The sequence below is a fragment of the Pseudomonas fluorescens genome, assembly GCF_000802965.1.
GTDB classification, from domain to species: domain Bacteria; phylum Pseudomonadota; class Gammaproteobacteria; order Pseudomonadales; family Pseudomonadaceae; genus Aquipseudomonas; species Aquipseudomonas fluorescens_A.
In genome coordinates, this window is sequence record NZ_JSAK01000003.1 from 1 (window position 1) to 21,005 (window position 21,005).

General features: G+C 60.6%; 19 protein-coding genes. 10 read left to right on the top strand and 9 right to left on the bottom strand.

Features of this window, described 5'->3' with window-relative positions; all coding sequences use genetic code 11:
* Window positions 1-20: 20 nt before the first annotated feature.
* The gene (locus NL64_RS03155) at window positions 21-899 is read right to left on the bottom strand and encodes an acyl-CoA dehydrogenase family protein (protein WP_034146714.1); all 879 of its coding nucleotides are present in this window, start codon (window positions 897-899) and stop codon (window positions 21-23) included.
* A gap of 154 nt (window positions 900-1,053) precedes the next feature.
* Between NL64_RS03155 and olsB the strand changes: the two genes are divergently transcribed.
* Both olsB and NL64_RS03165 read left to right on the top strand, forming a co-directional pair.
* The gene (gene olsB / locus NL64_RS03160) at window positions 1,054-1,809 is read left to right on the top strand and encodes an L-ornithine N(alpha)-acyltransferase (RefSeq protein ID WP_034146715.1); all 756 of its coding nucleotides are present in this window, start codon (window positions 1,054-1,056) and stop codon (window positions 1,807-1,809) included.
* Complete coding sequence (locus NL64_RS03165) at window positions 1,809-2,600, top strand: lysophospholipid acyltransferase family protein (protein WP_034146716.1); 792 nt, start codon at window positions 1,809-1,811, stop codon at window positions 2,598-2,600. The genes olsB and NL64_RS03165 overlap by 1 nt, the downstream gene beginning before the upstream one ends.
* 107 nt (window positions 2,601-2,707) lie before the next feature.
* On the opposite strand, the gene NL64_RS03170 is transcribed toward NL64_RS03165, so the two are convergent.
* The gene (locus tag NL64_RS03170; RefSeq protein WP_034146717.1) at window positions 2,708-3,286 is read right to left on the bottom strand and encodes an ACP phosphodiesterase; all 579 of its coding nucleotides are present in this window, start codon (window positions 3,284-3,286) and stop codon (window positions 2,708-2,710) included.
* A 155-nt stretch (window positions 3,287-3,441) separates the two neighbouring features.
* On the opposite strand from NL64_RS03170, the gene NL64_RS03175 reads away from it, so the two are divergent.
* From NL64_RS03175 to NL64_RS03190, 4 genes are all read left to right on the top strand, one after another.
* Entirely contained in the window at window positions 3,442-3,744 is a 303-nt protein-coding gene (locus NL64_RS03175; RefSeq protein WP_034146718.1) for an ArsR/SmtB family transcription factor, read from the top strand.
* A 33-nt stretch (window positions 3,745-3,777) separates the two neighbouring features.
* The gene (locus NL64_RS03180) at window positions 3,778-4,944 is read left to right on the top strand and encodes an MFS transporter (RefSeq protein WP_034146719.1); all 1,167 of its coding nucleotides are present in this window, start codon (window positions 3,778-3,780) and stop codon (window positions 4,942-4,944) included.
* A 21-nt stretch (window positions 4,945-4,965) separates the two neighbouring features.
* Window positions 4,966-6,015, top strand: a complete 1,050-nt coding sequence (locus NL64_RS03185) for an alkene reductase (protein WP_034146720.1) — start codon at window positions 4,966-4,968, stop codon at window positions 6,013-6,015.
* A gap of 410 nt (window positions 6,016-6,425) precedes the next feature.
* The gene (locus NL64_RS03190) at window positions 6,426-6,734 is read left to right on the top strand and encodes a DUF3077 domain-containing protein (protein WP_034146721.1); all 309 of its coding nucleotides are present in this window, start codon (window positions 6,426-6,428) and stop codon (window positions 6,732-6,734) included.
* A gap of 280 nt (window positions 6,735-7,014) precedes the next feature.
* Here NL64_RS03190 and emhR read toward each other — a convergent pair whose 3' ends face one another.
* A complete protein-coding gene (gene emhR / locus NL64_RS03195; protein ID WP_034146722.1) occupies window positions 7,015-7,662 on the bottom strand; it encodes an efflux system transcriptional repressor EmhR in 648 nt (215 codons plus the stop codon).
* 267 nt (window positions 7,663-7,929) lie between these two features.
* Here emhR and emhA point away from each other — a divergent pair, with 267 nt between their 5' ends.
* From emhA to NL64_RS03215, 4 genes are all read left to right on the top strand, one after another.
* Window positions 7,930-9,087, top strand: coding sequence for an efflux RND transporter periplasmic adaptor subunit EmhA (emhA, locus tag NL64_RS03200; protein ID WP_034146723.1), 1,158 nt, complete (start codon window positions 7,930-7,932; stop codon window positions 9,085-9,087).
* 3 nt (window positions 9,088-9,090) lie between these two features.
* Entirely contained in the window at window positions 9,091-12,252 is a 3,162-nt protein-coding gene (gene emhB, locus NL64_RS03205) for an efflux RND transporter permease subunit EmhB (RefSeq protein WP_034146724.1), read from the top strand.
* Window positions 12,252-13,712, top strand: a complete 1,461-nt coding sequence (gene emhC, locus NL64_RS03210) for an efflux RND transporter outer membrane subunit EmhC (protein ID WP_034146725.1) — start codon at window positions 12,252-12,254, stop codon at window positions 13,710-13,712. Before emhB ends, emhC begins: the two co-directional genes overlap by 1 nt.
* A gap of 429 nt (window positions 13,713-14,141) precedes the next feature.
* Window positions 14,142-15,401 (top strand): OprD family porin, encoded by a 1,260-nt coding sequence (locus NL64_RS03215; RefSeq protein WP_034146726.1) that lies wholly within the window; start codon window positions 14,142-14,144, stop codon window positions 15,399-15,401.
* Between the two features lie 209 nt (window positions 15,402-15,610).
* On the opposite strand, the gene pcaC is transcribed toward NL64_RS03215, so the two are convergent.
* From pcaC to pcaH, 6 genes are all read right to left on the bottom strand, one after another.
* Window positions 15,611-16,003 carry a 4-carboxymuconolactone decarboxylase gene (pcaC, locus tag NL64_RS03220; protein ID WP_034146727.1) on the bottom strand — a complete coding sequence of 131 codons (393 nt, stop codon included), beginning with the start codon at window positions 16,001-16,003 and terminating at the stop codon, window positions 15,611-15,613.
* A gap of 10 nt (window positions 16,004-16,013) precedes the next feature.
* On the bottom strand, window positions 16,014-16,820 hold the full coding sequence (pcaD, locus tag NL64_RS03225; protein WP_034146728.1) for a 3-oxoadipate enol-lactonase: 807 nt from the start codon (window positions 16,818-16,820) through the stop codon (window positions 16,014-16,016).
* A gap of 11 nt (window positions 16,821-16,831) precedes the next feature.
* Window positions 16,832-18,196 (bottom strand): 3-carboxy-cis,cis-muconate cycloisomerase, encoded by a 1,365-nt coding sequence (locus tag NL64_RS03230; protein WP_034146729.1) that lies wholly within the window; start codon window positions 18,194-18,196, stop codon window positions 16,832-16,834.
* 45 nt (window positions 18,197-18,241) lie between these two features.
* Complete coding sequence (locus NL64_RS03235) at window positions 18,242-19,546, bottom strand: MFS family transporter (protein WP_034146730.1); 1,305 nt, start codon at window positions 19,544-19,546, stop codon at window positions 18,242-18,244.
* Window positions 19,547-19,724: 178 nt separating this feature from the next.
* On the bottom strand, window positions 19,725-20,291 hold the full coding sequence (gene pcaG / locus NL64_RS03240) for a protocatechuate 3,4-dioxygenase subunit alpha (protein ID WP_034146731.1): 567 nt from the start codon (window positions 20,289-20,291) through the stop codon (window positions 19,725-19,727).
* Window position 20,292: 1 nt separating this feature from the next.
* Window positions 20,293-20,997 (bottom strand): protocatechuate 3,4-dioxygenase subunit beta, encoded by a 705-nt coding sequence (gene pcaH, locus NL64_RS03245; protein ID WP_034146732.1) that lies wholly within the window; start codon window positions 20,995-20,997, stop codon window positions 20,293-20,295.
* Between the last annotated feature and the right edge of the window lie 8 nt (window positions 20,998-21,005).

The following is a 21,005-nucleotide window of genomic DNA, read 5'->3' on the forward strand; positions in this document are numbered from 1 at the left end:
CTTGCCAGCGATGAGGCCCGTCAGATCGCCGCCAATGCTTTGGCAAGACGTTTAGCTCGCGCCCCCGCCGCCAAATCCATCACCGCCTGATCCCGTTGCCACATCGCCGCCCACTCCAACGGGCCCTCGGCCAGCGCTTCGTTGATCTCACCCTTGAGCCCGTCGAACTGCGCAAACAACCCACCGAGCAACACATGCCCCGCCGGATTGTTCGGCGCCTGTCGGCTGACTTCCGCACAACCGGCCAGCAACGCCAGCAAGCGCAATTGCAGGTTTTGCGGCCAGTCGCTGTCCTGACCGACGCCATACAGCCACGCGGTCATGGCGCTCAACACATAGACATCTTCCAGAGTGCGGAACGGTTTGACGTACGCGTCCCAGCCATCTCCCGCCAGCAATTCGCACAGCGCGTTGTCCAGAAACAAGCGGCCATGGCTGATGTCCGGCATCAACGGGATCGCCGGGAGCTTTTCCACGCGCACACCCGGTTCACCGGGATAAACCACCGCCAGGCTCAGGCGCGGATCGTCGCCGGGAGTTTCACTGCGCGCCGCGATCAACAGCCAGTCAGCGGCATCGCCAGCGGTGACGAAATCCTTGCGCCCGCTCAAGCGCAAATCGTGCAGACGGGTCTGCATGTCCGCCACTCGCAGGCTGCGTTGTTCGGTCGCGCACAACGCGCCGAGGCTCAGCGGCGCGCTCGGCCACAGCATGCGCAACGCGGCCTGATAGCCCACCAGAAACGCCAGGCCCGGCGTCGCCATCATCCGCGCACCGGCCACCGCCAATTCAAACGGCGTGACCGTGCCCAATTGGTGCAACAACGTCGCGAAGCCTTCGCCCAGGTCCGGGTTGGCGGGCAGGCGCTCGCGGCGGTTCAACAGGTTTTGCCAGGGCATAAGAGGCTCCTTGTGGGCTGTCATATAAGCATCACCAAAGGTTCATGGCGATGACACCGGCGCTACATAGCCTGACTTTGCACAACAAGGCTGGATAAAGAAAGTCGATCCGCTGTAACCCAAGACGGGTGAGCAGCCCGCACGGAGAATCGCCATGACTCAGATCGCCCGTATCAGCGACACCGGCAATGAACGCCGCCTGCAAGCCGAACGCCTGGTGGGCGCCGAGGCCTTGCAGGAAGCCCAGGCCTTGCGCTTCAACGTGTTCAGCGGCGAGTTCAATGCCAAGCTGAAAGGCGCGGAACTGGGTCTGGACATGGACGACTATGACGTTCACTGCGCCCACATCGGCGTGCGTGACCTCAACACCGGGCGTCTGGTGGCGACCACGCGACTGCTCGACCACACCGCCGCCAGCAGCCTCGGCAAGTTTTACAGCGAAGAAGAATTCAGCCTGCATGGCCTGGTTCATCTGCAAGGCCCGATCCTGGAAATCGGCCGCACTTGCGTCGACCCGGCCTACCGCAACGGCGGCACCATCGCCGTGCTGTGGGGCGAACTGGCCGAGGTGCTGAACCAGGGCGGCTACAGCTATTTGATGGGTTGCGCGAGCATTCCGATGCAGGACGGCGGCATCCAGGCCCACGCGATCATGCAGCGTCTGCGCGAACGCTACCTGTGCACCGAACACCTGCGAGCCGAGCCGAAAAAGCCGCTGCCGACCCTGGATATCCCATCGAACGTGATCGCCGAAATGCCGCCGCTGCTCAAGGCCTACATGCGCCTGGGTGCGAAGATCTGCGGCGAGCCGTGCTGGGACGAAGATTTCCAGGTCGCCGACGTGTTCATCCTGCTCAAGCGCGATGAGCTTTGCCCGCGCTACGCCAAACACTTCAAGGCGGCGGTGTAATGGGTCGCCTGCGCGTGTACGCGCGAATCGCACGGGTATTGCTGGTGGTCGGGCTCGGCCTGAGCATGGCCACCGTGTTCGGTGTTTTCGAGCGCCTGGGGCTGGCCCATTCGATGGAACGTCGCCAGCGCTGGTCGCGTTTTTTCATGGCACGCTTGAGTAACGCCCTGCCCTTCGACGTGACGGTGCATGGTCAGTTGCCGAAAGCGCCGATGCTGTGGGTCAGCAACCATGTGTCATGGACTGATATTCCGCTGCTGGGAATGCTCACGCCTTTGTCGTTCCTGTCCAAGGCTGAAGTGCGCACCTGGCCGGTCGCGGGCTGGTTGGCGGCCAAGGCCGGCAGCCTGTTTATCCGTCGTGGTTCGGGTGACAGTCAGTTGATCCGCAAGCAAATGACCCGCCATCTGCAACAAGAACATCCCCTGCTGATGTTCCCGGAAGGCACCACCACCGATGGCCGTTCGTTGCGCACTTTTCATGGTCGTTTGCTGTCGGCAGCGATTGATTCCGAAGTGGCGCTGCAACCGGTGGCGATTCGGTATGTGCGCGATGGTCAGCCCGATTCGTTGGCACCGTTCGTTGGTGATGATGACTTGCTCTCGCACCTGATGCGCTTGTTTGCCAATGATCGCGGCGGCGTGGAGATTCACCTGCTCAAGCCGATCGCTTGCGAAGGCCGTGAACGCGCGGCACTGGCGTTCGAGGCGCAGCAGGCGGTGCAGAAGGCGTTGTTTGGGGCTGTGGTTGAACCTCAGCGAGCACCGATGCGCCCCGCTATCGCGGCCTGAACACTGACTCCCTGTGGGAGCTGGCTTGCCAGCGATAGCGGTGGATCAGCCAATGTAGATGTTGGATGATCCGGACTTATCGCTGGCAAGCCAGCTCCCACAGTGATCTATGTTGTTGGATGGTTCTGCGCAAAATCCTGAAGCTGCGGATAGAACAACCGGAAGTCCTCGCTCAACGGCTCATACAACACGCGCAACTCCTGCATCGCTGCCGCCAGTTCCTCAGGCTTGGTCAAGCGCCGCGAAATCCCCCGCAGCACCTGCTCCAGCACTTCGAACTCCCGATACGAACCCAACCAATCGTTAGCAACCATGTGCGGCGCGATCTTCGCCAGGCGCTCGGGCAACTGCCGTTCGCTGGACAACACCCGATACACATCCGATGTGAACAGCTCCAGCGGCCGATCCGCATACAGCGCCCAGTCCCGCGCCAGGCAATGGTCGAAAAACACGTCGAGGACGATCCCGGCGTAGCGCCGGCGCGTCAGGGAAAACCGCGACAGCGAGACATCCACCAACGGATGGCGGTCGGTGAACACGTCGATGCTGCGATGCAACTGGATAGCCGCTTCGATCTCCGGTTCGAACTGCCCTTGCAGCCGTCCCTTGACGAAATCGCCATACAGGCTGCCGAGCAATTGACCGGGGCGCTGGCCACCGAGGTGAAGATGTGCGAGATAGTTCATCCGCGCAGCTTAGCATTGCCGCCAACGTATCGTTATAACCCGATATACCGATTTGCTCAGTCATCAGAGCAAAATCATATTTGTATATCGCGAAATAACGATTTAAATTTCGCTTCATCGCGATATAGCGTTTTACTGATCACGAGCCCCCAATCATGAACCTTGAACTCGACGAAATAATAAAAGCCCTGGCACACCCGGTACGGCGAGAAATCCTGCACTGGCTCAAAAACCCGGACGTCGAATTTCCAGACCAGTCCCACAGCAACGAGCACGGCGTTTGTGCCGGGCAAATCGATCAACGTTGCGGTCTGTCGCAGTCCACGGTGTCCGCGCACCTGGCCACCCTGCAACGCGCCGGCCTGATCAGCAGCCGCAAAGTCGGCCAGTGGCACTTTTTCAAACGCAATGAGGAAACCATCCAGGAGTTCCTCAAAATCTTCAGTAAAGAGCTCTGACCCTTCACGTCAGCCAGCCAAAAGGAATTACCAATGCCCCTCTCGCTACTCATATTGGCCTTGAGCGCCTTCGCCATCGGCACCACCGAATTCGTCATCATGGGCTTGCTGCCCGATGTGGCGGCCGACCTCGGTGTGTCGATCCCCGGCGCTGGCTGGCTGGTGACCGGTTACGCCTTGGGCGTGGCCATCGGCGCGCCATTCATGGCACTGGCCACCGCCAGACTGCCGCGCAAGGCTGCGCTGATCGCGTTGATGGGCATTTTCATTATCGGCAACCTGCTCTGCGCCGTGGCCAGCGACTACAACGTGTTGATGTTTGCCCGCGTGGTCACAGCCCTGTGTCACGGCGCGTTCTTCGGTATCGGTTCAGTCGTAGCCGCCGGCCTGGTGCCGGCCAACAAACGCGCTTCGGCCGTGGCCCTGATGTTCACCGGCCTGACCCTGGCCAACGTCCTCGGCGTGCCACTGGGCACCGCACTTGGTCAACAAGCCGGCTGGCGCTCGACCTTCTGGGCGGTGACCGTGATCGGTGTGATCGCGCTGTTCGGCCTGATCCGCTTCCTGCCAGCCAAGCGTGATGAAGAGAAACTCGACATGCGCGCCGAACTGCGTGCCCTCAAAGGCGCCGGTATCTGGTTGTCCCTGAGCATGACCGCGCTGTTCGCCGCGTCGGTGTTCACCCTCTTTACCTACGTCGCGCCACTGCTGGGCGAAGTGACTGGCATCTCGCCCCGTGGCGTGACCTGGACCCTGATGCTCATCGGCCTGGGCCTGACCGTCGGCAACATCATCGGCGGCAAACTGGCTGACAAAGGCCTGGCCGCCACACTGATCGGCGTCTTCATCGCCATGGCGGTGGTCTCCACCGTGCTGACCTGGACCAGCGTCGCGCTGATCCCGACCGAAATCACCCTGTTCCTCTGGGCCACCGCGTGTTTCGCCGCCGTGCCTGCCCTGCAAGTCAACGTGGTGACCTACGGCAAGGCTGCACCGAACCTGGTCTCGACCCTGAACATCGGCGCGTTCAACGTCGGCAACGCACTCGGCGCTTGGGTCGGTGGCAGCGTGATTGCCCACGGCTTCGGCCTGACCAGCGTGCCCCTCGCGGCTGCCGCACTGGCCGTACTCGCCCTGGTGGTGACCCTGATTACTTTCCGTCAGAACGGCAATCCCGAACTGGCTCCTGCTACTAACTGATCTTCAAAAGAGAGCAATTAAATGACGACTATTTTCGATCCGATCAAACTGGGCGACCTGGAACTGTCCAACCGCATCATCATGGCGCCGCTGACCCGCTGCCGCGCTGACGAAGGCCGTGTGCCGAACGCGCTGATGGCCGAATACTACGTACAGCGCGCCTCCGCCGGCCTGATCCTCAGCGAAGCCACTTCGGTCACGCCGATGGGCGTGGGCTACCCGGACACCCCGGGTATCTGGTCCAACGATCAGGTGCGTGGCTGGTCCAACGTGACCAAGGCGATCCACGGCGCGGGTGGCAAGATCTTCCTGCAACTGTGGCACGTCGGCCGGGTTTCGCACTCGTTGTACTTGAATGGTGAAGCTCCGGTCGCACCGAGCGCCATCCAGCCGAAAGGTCACGTCAGCCTGGTTCGCCCGTTGTCTGACTACCCGACCCCGCGCGCCCTGGAAACCGCTGAAATCGCCGACATCGTCGACGCTTACCGCACCGGTGCCGAAAACGCCAAGGCCGCCGGTTTCGACGGCGTGGAAATCCACGGCGCCAACGGCTACCTGCTCGACCAGTTCCTGCAAAGCAGCACCAACCAGCGCACCGACCACTACGGCGGCTCTCTGGAAAACCGTGCGCGCCTGCTGCTGGAAGTGACCGACGCCGCCATCGAAGTCTGGGGCGCCGGTCGCGTCGGTGTGCACCTGGCACCGCGCGCCGACTCCCACGACATGGGTGACGACAACCTCGCCGAAACCTTCACCTACGTCGCTCGCGAACTGGGCAAGCGTGGCATCGCGTTCATCTGCTCGCGCGAAAAAGAAGGCACCGACAGCCTCGGCCCACAAATCAAGGAAGCCTTCGGCGGCCCGTACATCATCAACGAACGCTTCACCAAGGACAGCGCCAACGCCTGGCTGGCCGCTGGCAAGGCTGACGCGGTAGCCTTCGGCGTACCGTTCATTGCCAACCCGGATCTGCCGGCACGCTTGAAGGCTGATGCGCCGCTGAACGAGGCTCATCCGGAAACCTTCTACGGCAAAGGCCCGGTCGGCTACATCGACTACCCGACGCTGTAAGCGCTGCCTGTAGAAATGCAAAAGCCCCGACTCGAAAGAGCCGGGGCTTTTGCATTTCGTTTAATTGCGAAACCGCAATATCGGATGACGCCGTAGGACCTTGTAGGCAAACTCCGAATCTTGCGTTTGGGCACTTTGATGCCTTGTTGCGCTTTTGTTTGACGGGATAGTCTCCGGACGTCGCTGACCATTCAGCGATCGGGCTTGGAAACCCGTCGAGCAAATTGCAACAACGTGCCCAACATGAGCGCAGTCGTTTTACGGCTGCAATTCTGTGTCATGGCGGCTGTGCGTGGGACGTCTTCGGACGTGCCGGTTTTCCTTTGCTCCCGGTTTTCCAACCTGCGCACAGCTGCCACCCATTCGCTTGGAAACGAACGTGGCGGCTCCTCAAGCTTAGGAGTTACACCATGAGCAAAACCAATCCGCCCTCACCTTCAGAACTCAAAACCATCGGCTTCACCCCTTTCATCTTCTGCTCAGACCAGGCGCTGTTTCACGTCAGCCGCGGCGTGCCTCTCGCCGAAGCGTTAGCCCAAGCCTCCAACCTGCTGTTCCTCGCCAAGGAACTCACTCTCGACGCTGCCTACGCCAAAGACACCGACCGCCACGCCTGGGCCGCGCATTACCTGACGGCGATGAGCAAAGCGGTGATCGATGATGTGGCGAAGGAGCTGGATCGAGGGCCTGATCGTAAAGGCAAGCAAGCCAAGTCGTAGCGATAATTTTCTATCTGAATATCGCGGCTTGACACTGTAGGAGCTGCCGAAGGCTGCGATCTTTTGACTTTGTTTTTTGAAAGCAAGATCAAAAGATCGCAGCCTTCGGCAGCTCCTACAGGGGGCGCGTGATGTTCGGCGAAACACAAAATTCCTACAAATTACTGCGCAAACTCTCTGTCAACCCGGCGAGCGGGCGTATATAAAAGCACCCCTCTGCCGTAGAGCGCGTGAAGAACTGTTCATCCACGGCCACAACGGTTGACACACGCGGAACCGATTAAGCATCTTGTTTCACTTTTCGCAGGCTTGGACTCAAACGCAGCATGTCCAGCGCGATATCGACCCAACGCTCGGCCTCGGTGTGCAGCTGGAAGCTGTCCGGTGCGAGCAACCACTGGTACAGCAGGCCGTCGATCCAGGCATGAATGCTGATGGCGGCACGGGCGGTGTCGAGGTCTTCCGGCAGCTGCCCACGATTGACGGCATTACGCAGGGTCAGGCCGATGCGCGAGTTGCATTCGAGGCTGGCCGCACGACGCTGCTGACGCAGGTCGCACATTTCATCGGTGAATTCGCACTTATGGAACAGAATCTCGTTGATGCGCCGGGTCTTGGGGTCCAGCGCAACTTCATGAAACAAATGAATCAGCAGCCGGCGCATGCAGCCCAGTGGATCGAGCTCGTCTTCGCTCTCCGCGGCTTTGGCCAGTTCATCAAGGGGCTCTTGCAAGCTATCCAGCATGGCCTGCACCAAATCCGCCTTGTTGCTGAAATGCCAATAGATGGCCCCGCGCGTAACGCCGGCCAGGGTCGCGATGTCCGCCAGGGTCGTGCGCGCCACGCCCCTTTCAAAAAAGGCTTTTTCGGCCGCTTCGAGTATCTGGTTGCGGGTTTCTTGAGCTTCCTCTTTGGTGCGACGGACCATGGCAGTACAACCTCAATCAGGATGCCTCAGCGATGTCTGAACATCAGCTGAATAAAAGTGGGGCGAGCGCTCTTGGGTCTCGTCCCCGGGCCTACAATTCCAACCTTTCAACGGCGTCTGTAACGGCGCGGATACAGGGTCAAGGTCTTTACAAACAGCCGTGAATGTAAGTATATTCCTTAGCAAGCTACTTATCCACCCGGCATACATTTTTTAACCTTCCATGTTTTCTTGTGCGTGTTTTGCGCGCCTGACCCGAGGATTTTCATGCAACTCAAGCCAGCTGTTACCGCTCTGGTCGCCGCCGTCGCCCTGGCATCACTGCTCAGCGGATGTAAAAAGGAAGAGGCCGCTCCGGCCGCACCACCGCCTCAGGTCGGCGTCGTTACCCTGCAACCACAATCCTTCACCCTGACGTCCGAGCTGCCGGGGCGTACCAGTGCGTTCCGCATTGCCGAAGTTCGCCCGCAAGTGAACGGCATCATCCTCAAGCGTCTGTTCAAGGAAGGCGGCGATGTCAAAGCCGGCCAGCAGCTGTATCAGATCGACCCGTCGGTCTATGACGCTACGCTGAAAAGCGCCGAAGCCAACCTGCGTTCGACCAAGTCGATCTCCGACCGCTACCAGCAACTGGTCAACGAACAGGCTGTGAGCCGCCAGGAATACGACACCGCCGTGGCCAACCGCTTGCAATCGGAAGCCGCGCTGCAATCGGCCCAGATCAACGTGCGCTACACCAAGGTCTACGCGCCATTGACCGGTCGTATCGGTCGTTCTTCGGTGACCGAAGGGGCGCTGGTCAGCAACGGCCAGACTGAAGCGATGGCGGTGATCCAGCAACTGGACCCGATCTACGTCGACGTCACCCAATCCTCGGTCGAGCTACTGCAGCTGCGCCGCGAACTGGAAAGCGGTCGCCTGCAAAAGGCCGGCGACAACGCTGCGAAAGTCAAACTGACCCTCGAAGACGGCAGCCAGTACAAGCTGGAAGGCAAGCTGGAGTTCTCCGAAGTCTCGGTTGACCAGACCACTGGTTCCGTAACCTTGCGCGCCGTGTTCCCGAACCCTGATCACACTCTGTTGCCAGGCATGTTCGTACACGCCCAGTTGCAGGCCGGCGTGAACAGCGCCGCGATCCTCGCGCCGCAGCAAGGCGTGACCCGCGACCTCAAAGGCACGCCGACCGCACTGGTCGTCGGCCCGGACAACAAGGTCGAACTGCGTCAGCTCAAGGCCAACCGTACCGTCGGCAATCAATGGCTGATCGAAGACGGCCTGAAGGCCGGCGATCGCCTGATCACCGAAGGTCTGCAATTCGTCAAACCTGGCATCGAAGTCAAGCCAAGCGAGGCGACCAACGTAGCCGCAAAGAACCCGGCCCCCGCTCAGGCAGCTGATAAAGCGTCTGGCGGCAAAGGGGAGTAACTCATGTCAAAATTCTTCATCGACCGTCCGATTTTCGCCTGGGTAATTGCCCTGGTGATCATGCTGGTCGGGGCACTATCGATCCTCAAACTGCCGATCAACCAATACCCGAGCATTGCGCCTCCGGCGATCGCCATTTCCGTGACCTACCCGGGCGCTTCTGCGCAAACCGTGCAGGACACCGTGGTTCAGGTGATCGAGCAACAGCTCAACGGTATCGACAATCTGCGTTATGTGTCTTCGGAAAGTAACGCCGACGGCACCATGACCATCACCGCGACCTTTGAGCAAGGCACCAACTCCGATACCGCGCAGGTCCAGGTGCAGAACAAGCTGAACCTGGCCACCCCGCTGCTGCCGCAAGAAGTACAGCAGCAAGGTATCCGCGTGACCAAGGCAGTGAAGAACTTCCTGCTGGTAATCGGTGTGGTATCGCGCGACGGCAGCATGACCAAGGACGACCTGTCCAACTACATCGTGTCGAACATGCAGGACCCGATCTCGCGGACCGCCGGTGTCGGTGACTTCCAGGTGTTCGGTTCGCAGTACGCCATGCGTATCTGGCTCGACCCGGCCAAGTTGAACAACTTCAACCTGACCCCGATCGACGTCAAGACCGCCATCGCCGCACAGAACGTCCAGGTGTCGTCCGGCCAGCTCGGCGGCTTGCCTGCCCTGCCCGGCACGCAGCTGAACGCGACGATCATCGGCAAGACCCGTCTGCAGACCGCTGAGCAGTTCGAGAAGATCCTGCTCAAGGTCAACAAGGACGGCTCGCAAGTTCGCTTGAAAGATGTCGCCAGCGTCGGTCTGGGTGGCGAGAACTACAGCATCAACGCCCAGTTCAACGGTGCCCCGGCATCCGGTCTGGCGGTGAAACTGGCCACCGGCGCCAACGCGCTGGATACCGCCAAGGCGCTGCGTACCACCATCGACAGTCTCAAGCCGTTCTTCCCGCAAGGGATGGAAGTGGTGTTCCCGTACGACACCACGCCGGTGGTGACCGAGTCGATCAAAGGCGTGGTTCACACGCTGGTTGAAGCGGTCGGGCTGGTGTTCCTGGTGATGTTCCTGTTCCTGCAAAACTTCCGCGCCACCATCATCACCACGATGACCGTGCCGGTGGTATTGCTCGGTACGTTCGGGATCCTCGCGGCAGCCGGTTTCAGCATCAACACCCTGACCATGTTCGGTATGGTCCTAGCCATCGGTTTGCTGGTGGACGACGCCATCGTCGTGGTGGAAAACGTCGAACGGGTGATGAGCGAAGAAGGCCTGTCGCCCAAGGAAGCCACCAAGAAATCCATGGGGCAGATCCAGGGTGCATTGGTCGGTATCGCCCTGGTGCTGTCGGCGGTTCTGCTGCCGATGGCGTTCTTCAGCGGCTCCACCGGTGTGATCTACAAGCAGTTCTCGATCACCATCGTTTCGGCCATGGCCCTGTCGGTACTGGTTGCGCTGATCTTCACCCCGGCGCTGTGCGCCACCATGCTCAAGGCGATTCCGAAAGGCGAACACCACACGCCGAAACGCGGCTTCTTCGGCTGGTTCAACCGCACCTTCGACCGTGGCGTGAAAAACTACGAGCGTGGCGTGGGCAGCATGCTTACGCACAAAGCGCCGTATTTGCTGGCGTACCTCATCATTGTGGTCGGCATGATCTGGCTGTTCACCCGCATTCCAACCGCGTTCCTGCCGGAAGAAGACCAGGGCGTACTGTTCGCCCAGGTGCAGACACCAGCCGGCTCGACGTCCCAGCGCACCCAAGTGGTCGTGGACGAAATGCGTGAGTACCTGCTGCGTTCGGGCAAGGACGGCGGTGAAGGCGATGCGGTGAACTCGGTGTTTACCGTGACCGGCTTCAACTTCGCCGGCCGTGGCCAGAGCTCGGGTATGGCGTTCATCATGCTCAAGCCATGGGGCGATCGTAATGCCGACAACAGCGTATTCAAGGTCGCGGCCCGTGCCCAGCAGCACTTCTTCACCTTCCGCGACGCCATGGTGTTTGCCTTTGCGCCACCGGCGGTACTGGAGCTGGGTAACGCCACCGGTTTCGACGTGTTCCTTCAGGATCGCGCCGGTATCGGTCACGAGAAGTTGATGGAAGCGCGTAACCAGTTCCTCGGCATGGCCGCGCAGAGCAAGATTCTGACGCAGGTGCGCCCAAACGGCCTGAACGACGAACCGCAATACCAACTGGAAATCGACGACGAGAAGGCCAGTGCCCTGGGCATTACCATCGCCGACATCAACAACACCCTGTCGATCGCGCTGGGCAGTAGCTACGTCAACGACTTCATCGACCGCGGTCGCGTGAAGAAGGTGTACGTGCAAGGCCAGCCTGGCGCACGCATGAGCCCTGAAGACTTGCAGAAGTGGTACGTGCGCAACAGCGTCGGCACCATGGTTCCGTTCTCGGCCTTCGCCAAGGGTGAGTGGATTTACGGTTCGCCGAAACTGGCCCGATACAACGGCGTAGAAGCGATGGAAATCCTCGGCGCCCCGGCCCCGGGTTACTCCACCGGTGAAGCGATGGCCGAAGTCGAAGCCATTGCCAAGAAACTGCCGGCCGGTGTCGGTATTTCCTGGACCGGTCTGTCGTACGAAGAACGTCTGTCCGGTTCGCAAGCGCCAGCGCTGTACGCCCTGTCGCTGCTGATGGTGTTCCTGTGTCTGGCGGCGCTGTATGAGAGCTGGTCGATTCCGATCGCGGTGATGTTGGTGGTGCCGCTGGGGATCATCGGTGCGCTGATGGCCACCAGCCTGCGCGGCCTGTCCAACGACGTGTACTTCCAGGTGGGCTTGTTGACGACCATCGGTCTGGCGGCGAAAAACGCCATTCTGATCGTCGAGTTCGCCAAGGAACTGCACGAGCAAGGACGCAGCCTGCGCGATGCAGCCATCGAAGCCTGCCGCATGCGACTGCGACCGATCATCATGACCTCGCTCGCCTTCGTCCTCGGCGTGGTACCACTGGCTATCTCCACGGGCGCAGGCTCGGGTAGCCAGCATGCAATCGGTACCGGTGTGATTGGCGGTATGATCACGGCAACCGTTCTGGCGATCTTCTGGGTCCCGCTGTTCTTCGTCACTGTGTCGGCCATGGGTCAGCGTAAAAACGTCGACCAGGAAGACGCTACTGAAACTCCTAAAGAGGCTGGCTAATGAGCAAGTCGCTACTCTCCCTGGCAGTCGCCGCCTTCGTGCTCGGTGGCTGCTCGCTGATCCCTGACTATCAGCAGCCGCAAGCACCGGTGGCGGATCAATACCCGCAGGGCCCGGCGTATTCGCCGGCCCAGGCACCGGCGCAGGCCGCTGCCGAGCAGGGCTGGAAGCAATTTTTCCATGACCCGGCGCTGCAACAGCTGATCCAGATCTCCCTGGAAAACAACCGCGACCTGCGTGTCGCGGCCCTGAACATCGACGCCTTTGCGGCTCAGTACCGCATCCAGCGCGCCGACCTGTACCCGGCCATTTCCGCCAATGGCACCGGTAGCCGTCAGCGCCTGCCGGCCGACGCTTCGCAGACCGGCGAAGCGGGGATCAGCAGTTCCTATTCGGCCACCGTCGGCATCAGCGCCTATGAACTCGACCTGTTCGGTCGCGTTCGCAGCCTGAGCGAAGAAGCCCTGCAGAAATACTTCGCCACTGAAGAAGGTCGCCGCAGCACCCAGATCAGCCTGGTGGCCAGCGTGGCCAATGCCTACCTGACCTGGCAGGCCGACAAGGAACTGCTGAAGCTGACCCAGGACACCCTCGGTGCGTTCGAGGAGAGCTACAAGCTCACCGCCCGCAGCAACGAAGTGGGTGTGGCCTCGGCGCTGGACCTGGCGCAGTCGCGTACCTCGGTGGAAAACGCCCGTGCGCAACTGGCCAAGTACACCCGCCAGGTCGCTCAGGATGAAAACAGCCTGGTGCTGCTGCTCGGCACCGGCATTCCGGCCAACCTGCAAGCGGCCAAACCGCTGGCGGACGATTTGCTGGCCGAAGTGCCGCCCGGCCTGCCGTCTGATTTGCTGCAACGTCGTCCGGATATCCTCCAGGCCGAGTACAACCTCAAGGCTGCCAATGCCAACATCGGCGCGGCGCGTGCGGCGTTCTTCCCGAGCATCAGCCTGACCGCCAATGCCGGGACGCTGAGCCCTGATCTTTCAGGTCTGTTCAAGGGCGGCTCGGGCACCTGGCTGTTCCAGCCGCAGATCAACCTGCCGATCTTCAACGCTGGCAGCCTGCGCGCCAGCCTGGATTACTCGAAAATCCAGAAAGACATCGGCGTGGCGAACTACGAGAAGTCCATTCAAACGGCCTTCCAGGAAGTCGCCGACGGCCTGGCCGCGCGTCAGACCTACGTGCAGCAATTGCAGGCGCAATCTGACTTCGTCAGCGCGAACCAGGACTACTACCGTCTGGCCGAGCGTCGCTACCGTATTGGTGTCGACAGCAACCTGACCTTCCTCGACGCCCAGCGTCAGCTGTTCAGTGCGCAACAAGTGTTGATTACCGACCGTCTGGCGCAACTGGTCAGCCAGGTCAATCTGTACAAGGCACTGGGTGGTGGCTGGAATGAGCAGACGGCGAAGAACGAGCCGTTGAAAGAAGAAGCGCCGAAGATGAAGTATTTCTGATAGCGCTGTGAACACAAGAAGCCCACCGATTGGTGGGCTTTTTGTTGGCAGCGGGAAAAGTTGTGCTGACTTCATCGCTGGCAAGCCAGCTCCCACAGTGTGAGTGTCGTGCACAAATTTTGTGGACCACTGTGACCCTGTGGGAGCTGGCTTGCCAGCGATGAGGCATCCAGAACAGAACAAAAATTACTGCAAATCTTATGTTCGATAATCGCCCAGAACCTTCTTTTAACAATTGAACCATCCAGTACATTCCCCGCACCATCCGACCCACAAAACCAAAAGCAACAGGTTCGATGCCATGCCCCCGCGCCCTGCCCCGCCCGGCTGATCACGTTCGTTTTTTCCAGAAAATCCAATGATTTGTCTGCAATCCCCCGATTGCGGCACGCCCCGTTTCATCCCCAAGAATTAGAGAGACCCGAGCACATGACGCCTTCTCACGCGCAGTATTTCGTTCCCAGCCTGATCGCCGTAGCCCTGGCCACCGCCGCCCTGCCCGCCCACGCCGAGGAATCAGGCTTTGTCGAAGGCGCCAAGGTCAACCTGAACCTGCGCAACTTCTACATCAACCGCAACTTCACCAACCCGACCAAGACCCAGGGCAAGGCTGAAGAGTGGACGCAGAGTTTCATCCTCGATGCCAAGTCCGGTTTCACCCAGGGCGTCGTCGGGTTCGGCATGGATGTGCTGGGGCTGTACTCGGTGAAGCTTGATGGCGGCAAAGGCACCGGCGGTACGGCGCTGCTGCCGCTGGACAGTGATGGCCGCCCGGCAGACAACTTCGGTCGTACCAACGTGGCGTTCAAGGCCAAGCTGTCGCAGACCGAAGCGAAGGTGGGCGAATGGATGCCGGTGCTGCCGATCCTGCGTTCGGATGACGGTCGCTCGCTGCCACAAACCTTCCGTGGTGGTCAGATCACCTCGAAGGAAATCGATGGCCTGACGGTCTACGGCGGCCAGTTCCGCCAGAACAGCCCGCGCGACGACAGCAGCATGGATGACATGTCGATGACCGGCAAAGCGGCGTTCACCTCGGACCGTTTCAATTTCCAGGGCGGCGAGTACCTGTTCAACGAGAAACGCACCCAGATCGGTGTGTGGAATGCCGAACTCAAGGACATCTACAGCCAGCAATTCATCAACCTGACCCACAGCCAACCCATCGGCGCCTGGACCCTCGGCGCCAACCTCGGTTTCTTCTATGGCAAGGATGACGGCAGCGCCCGGGCCGGCGAGCTGGACAACAAAACCATGTATGGCCTGCTCTCAGCCAAGTACGGCGGCAACACCTTCTACGTCGGCCTGCAAAAACTCACCGGCGACAGCCCGTGGATGCGCGTTAACGGCACAAGCGGCGGCACCCTGGCCAACGACAGTTACAACTCCAGCTACGACAACGCTCGGGAAAAATCCTGGCAAGTGCGCCATGACTACAACTTCGTCGCCGTGGGTGTACCGGGTCTGACGCTGATGAACCGCTATATCAGTGGCGATAACGTGCACACCGGCACGATCACCGATGGCAAGGAATGGGGACGTGAAAGTGAACTGGCCTACACCGTACAGAGCGGTGCGCTGAAAGACCTGAACGTGAAATGGCGCAACTCGACCATGCGCCGCGATTACAGCAACAACGAGTTCGATGAGAACCGCTTGATCATCAGCTATCCGATCAGCCTGCTTTAAAAATCAAAAGATCGTCCGAACGCGGCCCGAGCCTGCGGCAGCGCCTACAGAAATCTTCGGTGATCGCACGACCTGCGTTCACACCGATCAAAATGTGGGAGCGAGCCTGCTCGCGATGGCAATCCTCCAGACACATCAATGTTGGATGTACTGACGCCATCGTGGGCAAGCCCGCGATGGCGTCAGTCCAGGCAACAAAAATCGCGGAATCACTCCCGCGATTCAACCCCCAACTCATCCCACACCGACTCGGCCAGGTGGAACGTTGCGTTGGCCGCCGGGATGCCGCAGTAGATCGCGCTCTGCATGATCACTTCCTTGATCTCGCCACGGCTCACGCCGTTATTGGCGGCGGCGCGCAGGTGCAGTTTCAGTTCGCCTTCGCGGTTCATGCCGATCAGCATGGCGATGGTGATCAGGCTGCGGGTGTGGCGCGGCAGGCCCGGGCGGGTCCAGATGTCACCCCAGGCGTGGCGGGTGATCATTTCCTGGAACTCCGAGTTGAACTCGGTCAGGGTGGTCAGGCTGCGATCGACATGAGCATCGCCCAGTACCGCGCGACGAACGTTCATGCCCTCGTCGTAACGTTGTTTCTCGTCCACAACAATCCCCTTAATGAGCCAACAAAAACGCCAGAACGCACTCGCTGAACGCTGCGCCAGCCTGGACGTTGGACAAGTGCGCGGCGTAGAACTCGGCGTACTCGGCGCCAGCTACGTGCTCCTGAATGAAGTGCCCACCGGATGGCGGCGTGACCGCGTCTTCAGTCCCGGCAATCACCAGCAACGGCACTTTGATCGACGACAACTGATCGCGGAAATCGGCATCACGCACCGCCGCGCAGTTGGCCGCGTAACCTTCAGGCGAAGTCGCCGCGAGCATGTCGGTAATCTGCTTGGCAGCCGCCGGGTTGACCTCGGAGAAATCCGGGGTAAACCAGCGCGCAATCGAAGCATCGCGCAATGCGACCATCGCTGCCGCACCATCACGCAGCACGGTTTCGATGCGCGGGTTCCACACCGACGGATCGCCGATTTTCGCTGCCGTGTTGCACACGATCAGTTTGTTCAAGCGCTCGCCGGCATTGATACCCAGCCACTGCCCGATCAAACCGCCCATGGACAAACCGCAGAAATGCGCGCGCTCGATGTGCAGCGCATCCAGCAGCGCCAGCACATCGCGGCCCAGTTGCTCGATGCTGTACGGCCCCGGTGTCACCAGCGACTTGCCGTGACCGCGCGTGTCAAAACGCAGCACGCGAAAATGCTTGGTGAACGCGGCAATTTGCGCGTCCCACATGTGCAGGTCGGTGCCCAGCGAGTTGGACAACACCAGCACCGGCGCATCGACCGGACCGTCGACTTGCGGCCCTTGAATTTGGTAGTGCAGTTCGCCATCGGCGAGTTGTACGAAAGCCACAGCAATCTCCTTCAGGCAGTCAACGCAGAATGTTCAGCCACCGCTCGCTCGACCCAGGTTTTGGCCTGGCCGAGGTAATGGGCGGGGTCCAGCAGATGATCGAGTTCAACCGCCGACAGCTCGGCGGTCACTTGCGGTTCGTCGCCGAGTACCGCGCGCAGATGCCGCTGTTCGGCCACGGCGCGTTTGCAGCATTGCTCCAACAGGTGATGCGCGGTATCGCGCCCGACCCGTTGCGCAAGGACGATGCTCACCGCTTCGGCGAGCACCAGGCCCTGGGTCAGATCGAGGTTGCGCGCCATGCGGTCAGCGTCCACTTCCAGCCCGTCCGTGACCAGCAGCGCTTGCTTGAGGCTGCCGGATACGAGGCAGCAAATCTCCGGCAGGGTTTCCCACTCGGCATGCCACAGACCGAGGCTGCGCTCGTGTTCCTGCGGCATGGCGCTGAACAGCGTCGAGAGCAGACCCGGCACCCGCGTCGCCGCGCCGATCAATACCGCCGCGCCGACTGGATTGCGTTTATGCGGCATGGTCGAAGAACCGCCCTTGCCCGGTGCCGAAGGTTCAAAGACTTCGGCGGCTTCGGTTTGCATCAACAAACTAATGTCGCGCCCGAGTTTGCCCAGGCTGCCGGCGATCAGACCGAGTACCGACCCGAACTCCACCAAGCGATCGCGCTGGGTGTGCCAGGGTTGATCGGGCAACGTCAGTTGCAGCTCTTCGGCCAGCGCCTGGGCAACCGGAATTGCCTGCTCGCCGAGGGCCGCGAGGGTTCCGGAAGCACCGCCGAATTGCAGCACCAGCAGACGCGGCTTGAGTTCTTGCAGGCGCTGGCGACTGCGGGTCACCGCGCCCAGCCAACCGGCGATTTTCATGCCGAGGGTGACCGGCGTCGCGTGCTGCAACCAGGTGCGCCCGGCCAGCGGCGTGGCCACATAACGTTGGGCCTGGTTAGCAAGGGTTTCGCCCAGCTGCGCCAGATCGCTGTCGATCAATTCCAGTGCGCGGCGCAGTTGCAGCACCAGACCGCTGTCCATCACGTCCTGACTGGTAGCGCCCAGATGCACATAGCGTTCGGCTGCTGCATCGCTCGCGGCGATCTGCTTGCCCAACGCCTTGACCAACGGGATCGCCGAATTACCCGCCGTGGCAATCGCTTCGCCGAGCGCGGCAAAGTCGTAATGCCCGGCCTGGCACGCCGCTTCGATGGGCGCCACCGCCGCGTGCGGAATCAGTCCGACCCGCGCTTCGGCCCGGGCCAGCGCCGCTTCAAAATCCAGCATGGCCTGAACCCGGCCCTGATCGCAGAACACTTCACGCATGTCGCGGGCAGTGAAATAGGCATCGAACAATTGATTGCCCGGTCGCTCGTTCATAAACAGTCCCTGGAGGCGCGGGCCACTCGGGCCCGCGGGTGTAGATCAAAGGTCGTGATGCAAATACTTGGCTTGCTTGGGCAGGCGCAGGCTGAACAGGAACGCGATCGCCATCATCACCGTCACGTACCAGTAGAAGGAGTTCTCCATGCCCACGGCTTTGAGGCTCAGGGCCACATATTCCGCCGAACCGCCAAAGATCGCATTCGCTACCGCATAAGCCAGGCCGACGCCCAGTGCGCGCACTTCTGGCGGGAACATTTCGGCTTTTACCAGGCCGCTGATCGAGGTGTAGAAACTGACGATGGCCAGCGCCACAGTAATCAATACAAAGGCCAGGAACGGACTGCTGACGCTTTTCAGGCTCAGCAGAATCGGCACGGTGCACAGCGTACCGAGGGCACCGAACCACAGCATCGAATTACGTCGGCCGATCTTGTCCGCGAGCATGCCGAAGATCGGCTGCATGCACATATAAAGGAACAGCGCGCCGGTCATGATGTAACTGGCGGTCTTGGCGTGCATGCCGGCGGTGTTCACCAGGTATTTCTGCATGTACGTGGTGAAGGTGTAGAAAATCAGCGAGCCACCGGCGGTGTAGCCGAGCACGGTGATGAACGCGGCCTTATGGTCGCGGAACAATGCACGGATGCTGCCGGCGTCCTTGTTTTCGCGCATTTCCTTGCTGGTGGTTTCTTTCAGCGAACGACGCAGGAACAGCGAAATCAACGCCGCCACCGCACCGACCACGAACGGAATCCGCCAGCCGTAAGCGCGCAGTTCATCCTCGCTGAGGAACTGTTGCAGGACCACCACCAGCGACACCGCCAGCAATTGCCCGCCAATCAGGGTCACGTACTGGAACGAGGCGAAGAAACCGCGCTGGCCCTTGAGGGCGACTTCGCTCATGTAGGTCGCGGTGGTGCCGTACTCGCCGCCCACCGACAGGCCCTGGAGCAAGCGGGCGAACAGCAGCATGATCGGCGCCCAGACCCCGATGTCCTTGTAGGTCGGCAGGCAGGCGATGAGCAACGAGCCGAAGCACATCATCAGAATCGAGATCAGCATCGAATTCTTGCGCCCGTGCTTGTCCGCGACACGGCCGAAGATCCAGCCGCCAATCGGTCGCATCAGGAACCCGGCGGCAAACACGCCTGCGGTGTTGACCAGCTGCACCGTGGGGTTGTCAGAGGGGAAAAAGGCCGGCGCAAAATAGATCGCACAGAAGGCGTAGACATAGAAGTCGAACCATTCGACCAGGTTGCCGGACGAAGCGCCGACAATCGCGAAGATCCGCTTGTTGCGCTCTTCGCCGGTGTAGAGAGGTTCTGTAGCTGTAGTTGTTGTCATTGGTTTTCACTCAATAGGGACAGTGAGAGTCTAGACATACTTTGCAACAGTCCCGTTCCGCAGATCCATAAGCCTGTAGGAGCCGGCTTGCTGGCGATAGCGGTGTGTCATTCAACATCGATGACACTGAACCACCGTGATCGCCAGCAAGCCGGCTCCTACAGGTTGCGGTGTTCGATCAATAATCGAAGAACACCGTCTCGGCATCAGTGCCCTGCAGAATCACATTCCACTGATAGACACCGCTCGCATCCTTCTTGGCCAGCAAGGTATCGCGACGCTCGGCCGGAACGCATTCCAGCAACGGGTCCGACACGTTGGCCGGTTCGCCATCGAAGTAAATCCGCGTCAGCAGGTGCTTGACCAAGCCACGGGCAAACACCAGCACCACCAGGTGCGGTGCCTGAGTTGTACCTTTCAGGCCTTCCACAGTACCCGGTTTGATCGTGGTGAAACGGAAACGCCCTTCGGCGTCCACCGGCACCCGGCCAAAACCTTCGAAGTTCGGGTCCAGAGGTTTTTCCTGGTCGTCTTCGGGGTGGTCGTACTTGCCGGCCGCGTTGGCCTGCCAGACTTCCAGCATCGCATCGTTAACAACGTCGCCATTGCCATCCACCACTTGCCCGGTGATCGCCACGCGCTCGCCCAGGGTTTGCTCGACGGTCAGGTCTTCGCGGTTCAGCCAGGTCAGGCCGATGTGGTAGTACGGCCCGACGGTGTGGGACGTGGTCGCAGTCAGCGTCATCTTATTTCTCCATCGGCGTGGCATCGCGGCCGCGCAAAACGATGTCCCAACGATAACCGAGGGCATAGGAAGGGATGGTTTTTTCCAGGTCGAAGCTGGCGATCAAACGCTCTTTGGCGCCGGTATCGGGCACGCAGTTGTAGATCGGGTCATACGCCAGCAGCGGGTCACCGGGGAAATACATCTGCGTGACCAGGCGCGTCAGGATGCTTGGCCCGAACAGCGAGAAATGGATATGCGCCGGGCGCCAGGCGTTGTGGTGGTTACCCCACGGATAGGCGCCAGGCTTGATGGTCTGGAACTGATACCAGCCATCGGCGTCGGTCACGGTGCGGCCAGTGCCGGTGAAGTTCGGGTCCAGCGGCGCGTCGTGCAGGTCGCGGGCATGGTTGTAGCGACCGGCGGCGTTGGCCTGCCAGATCTCCACCAGAATCCCCGGCACCGGCAGACCGTTCTCGTCCAGCACACGGCCGTGAACGATGATGCGTTCGCCCTGCGGTTCGCCTTCGTGCTGGGCGGTCAGGTCGTGGTCCTTCTCATTGATGCGCTCGGCGCCAATGGTCGGACCGGTGATTTCCGACAACGAATGCGGCAAGAACACCAACGGCTTGGACGGCGAGCGCAGGTTGGTGGATTGGTAGGTCGGGTGCAGGTACGGAGGCTGAGTGCCTTCCTGCGGGCGACGGTAACCAGGTTTGTCAGTCATGAAGCGTT

Excerpts from the sequence above, each read along its gene's own strand:
- NL64_RS03190 (WP_034146721.1), top strand. The coding sequence starts at position 6,426 with ATGAGCAAAACCAATCCGCCCTCACCTTCAGAACTCAAAACCATCGGC.
- pcaG (WP_034146731.1), bottom strand. The coding sequence starts at position 20,291 with ATGACGCTGACTGCGACCACGTCCCACACCGTCGGGCCGTACTACCAC.
- NL64_RS03185 (WP_034146720.1), top strand. The coding sequence starts at position 4,966 with ATGACGACTATTTTCGATCCGATCAAACTGGGCGACCTGGAACTGTCC.
- NL64_RS03180 (WP_034146719.1), top strand. The coding sequence starts at position 3,778 with ATGCCCCTCTCGCTACTCATATTGGCCTTGAGCGCCTTCGCCATCGGC.
- NL64_RS03235 (WP_034146730.1), bottom strand. The coding sequence starts at position 19,546 with ATGACAACAACTACAGCTACAGAACCTCTCTACACCGGCGAAGAGCGC.
- NL64_RS03215 (WP_034146726.1), top strand. The coding sequence starts at position 14,142 with ATGACGCCTTCTCACGCGCAGTATTTCGTTCCCAGCCTGATCGCCGTA.
- NL64_RS03170 (WP_034146717.1), bottom strand. The coding sequence starts at position 3,286 with ATGAACTATCTCGCACATCTTCACCTCGGTGGCCAGCGCCCCGGTCAA.
- olsB (WP_034146715.1), top strand. The coding sequence starts at position 1,054 with ATGACTCAGATCGCCCGTATCAGCGACACCGGCAATGAACGCCGCCTG.
- emhR (WP_034146722.1), bottom strand. The coding sequence starts at position 7,662 with ATGGTCCGTCGCACCAAAGAGGAAGCTCAAGAAACCCGCAACCAGATA.
- emhC (WP_034146725.1), top strand. The coding sequence starts at position 12,252 with ATGAGCAAGTCGCTACTCTCCCTGGCAGTCGCCGCCTTCGTGCTCGGT.
- NL64_RS03155 (WP_034146714.1), bottom strand. The coding sequence starts at position 899 with ATGCCCTGGCAAAACCTGTTGAACCGCCGCGAGCGCCTGCCCGCCAAC.
- pcaH (WP_034146732.1), bottom strand. The coding sequence starts at position 20,997 with ATGACTGACAAACCTGGTTACCGTCGCCCGCAGGAAGGCACTCAGCCT.
- emhB (WP_034146724.1), top strand. The coding sequence starts at position 9,091 with ATGTCAAAATTCTTCATCGACCGTCCGATTTTCGCCTGGGTAATTGCC.
- NL64_RS03230 (WP_034146729.1), bottom strand. The coding sequence starts at position 18,196 with ATGAACGAGCGACCGGGCAATCAATTGTTCGATGCCTATTTCACTGCC.
- emhA (WP_034146723.1), top strand. The coding sequence starts at position 7,930 with ATGCAACTCAAGCCAGCTGTTACCGCTCTGGTCGCCGCCGTCGCCCTG.
- NL64_RS03175 (WP_034146718.1), top strand. The coding sequence starts at position 3,442 with ATGAACCTTGAACTCGACGAAATAATAAAAGCCCTGGCACACCCGGTA.
- NL64_RS03165 (WP_034146716.1), top strand. The coding sequence starts at position 1,809 with ATGGGTCGCCTGCGCGTGTACGCGCGAATCGCACGGGTATTGCTGGTG.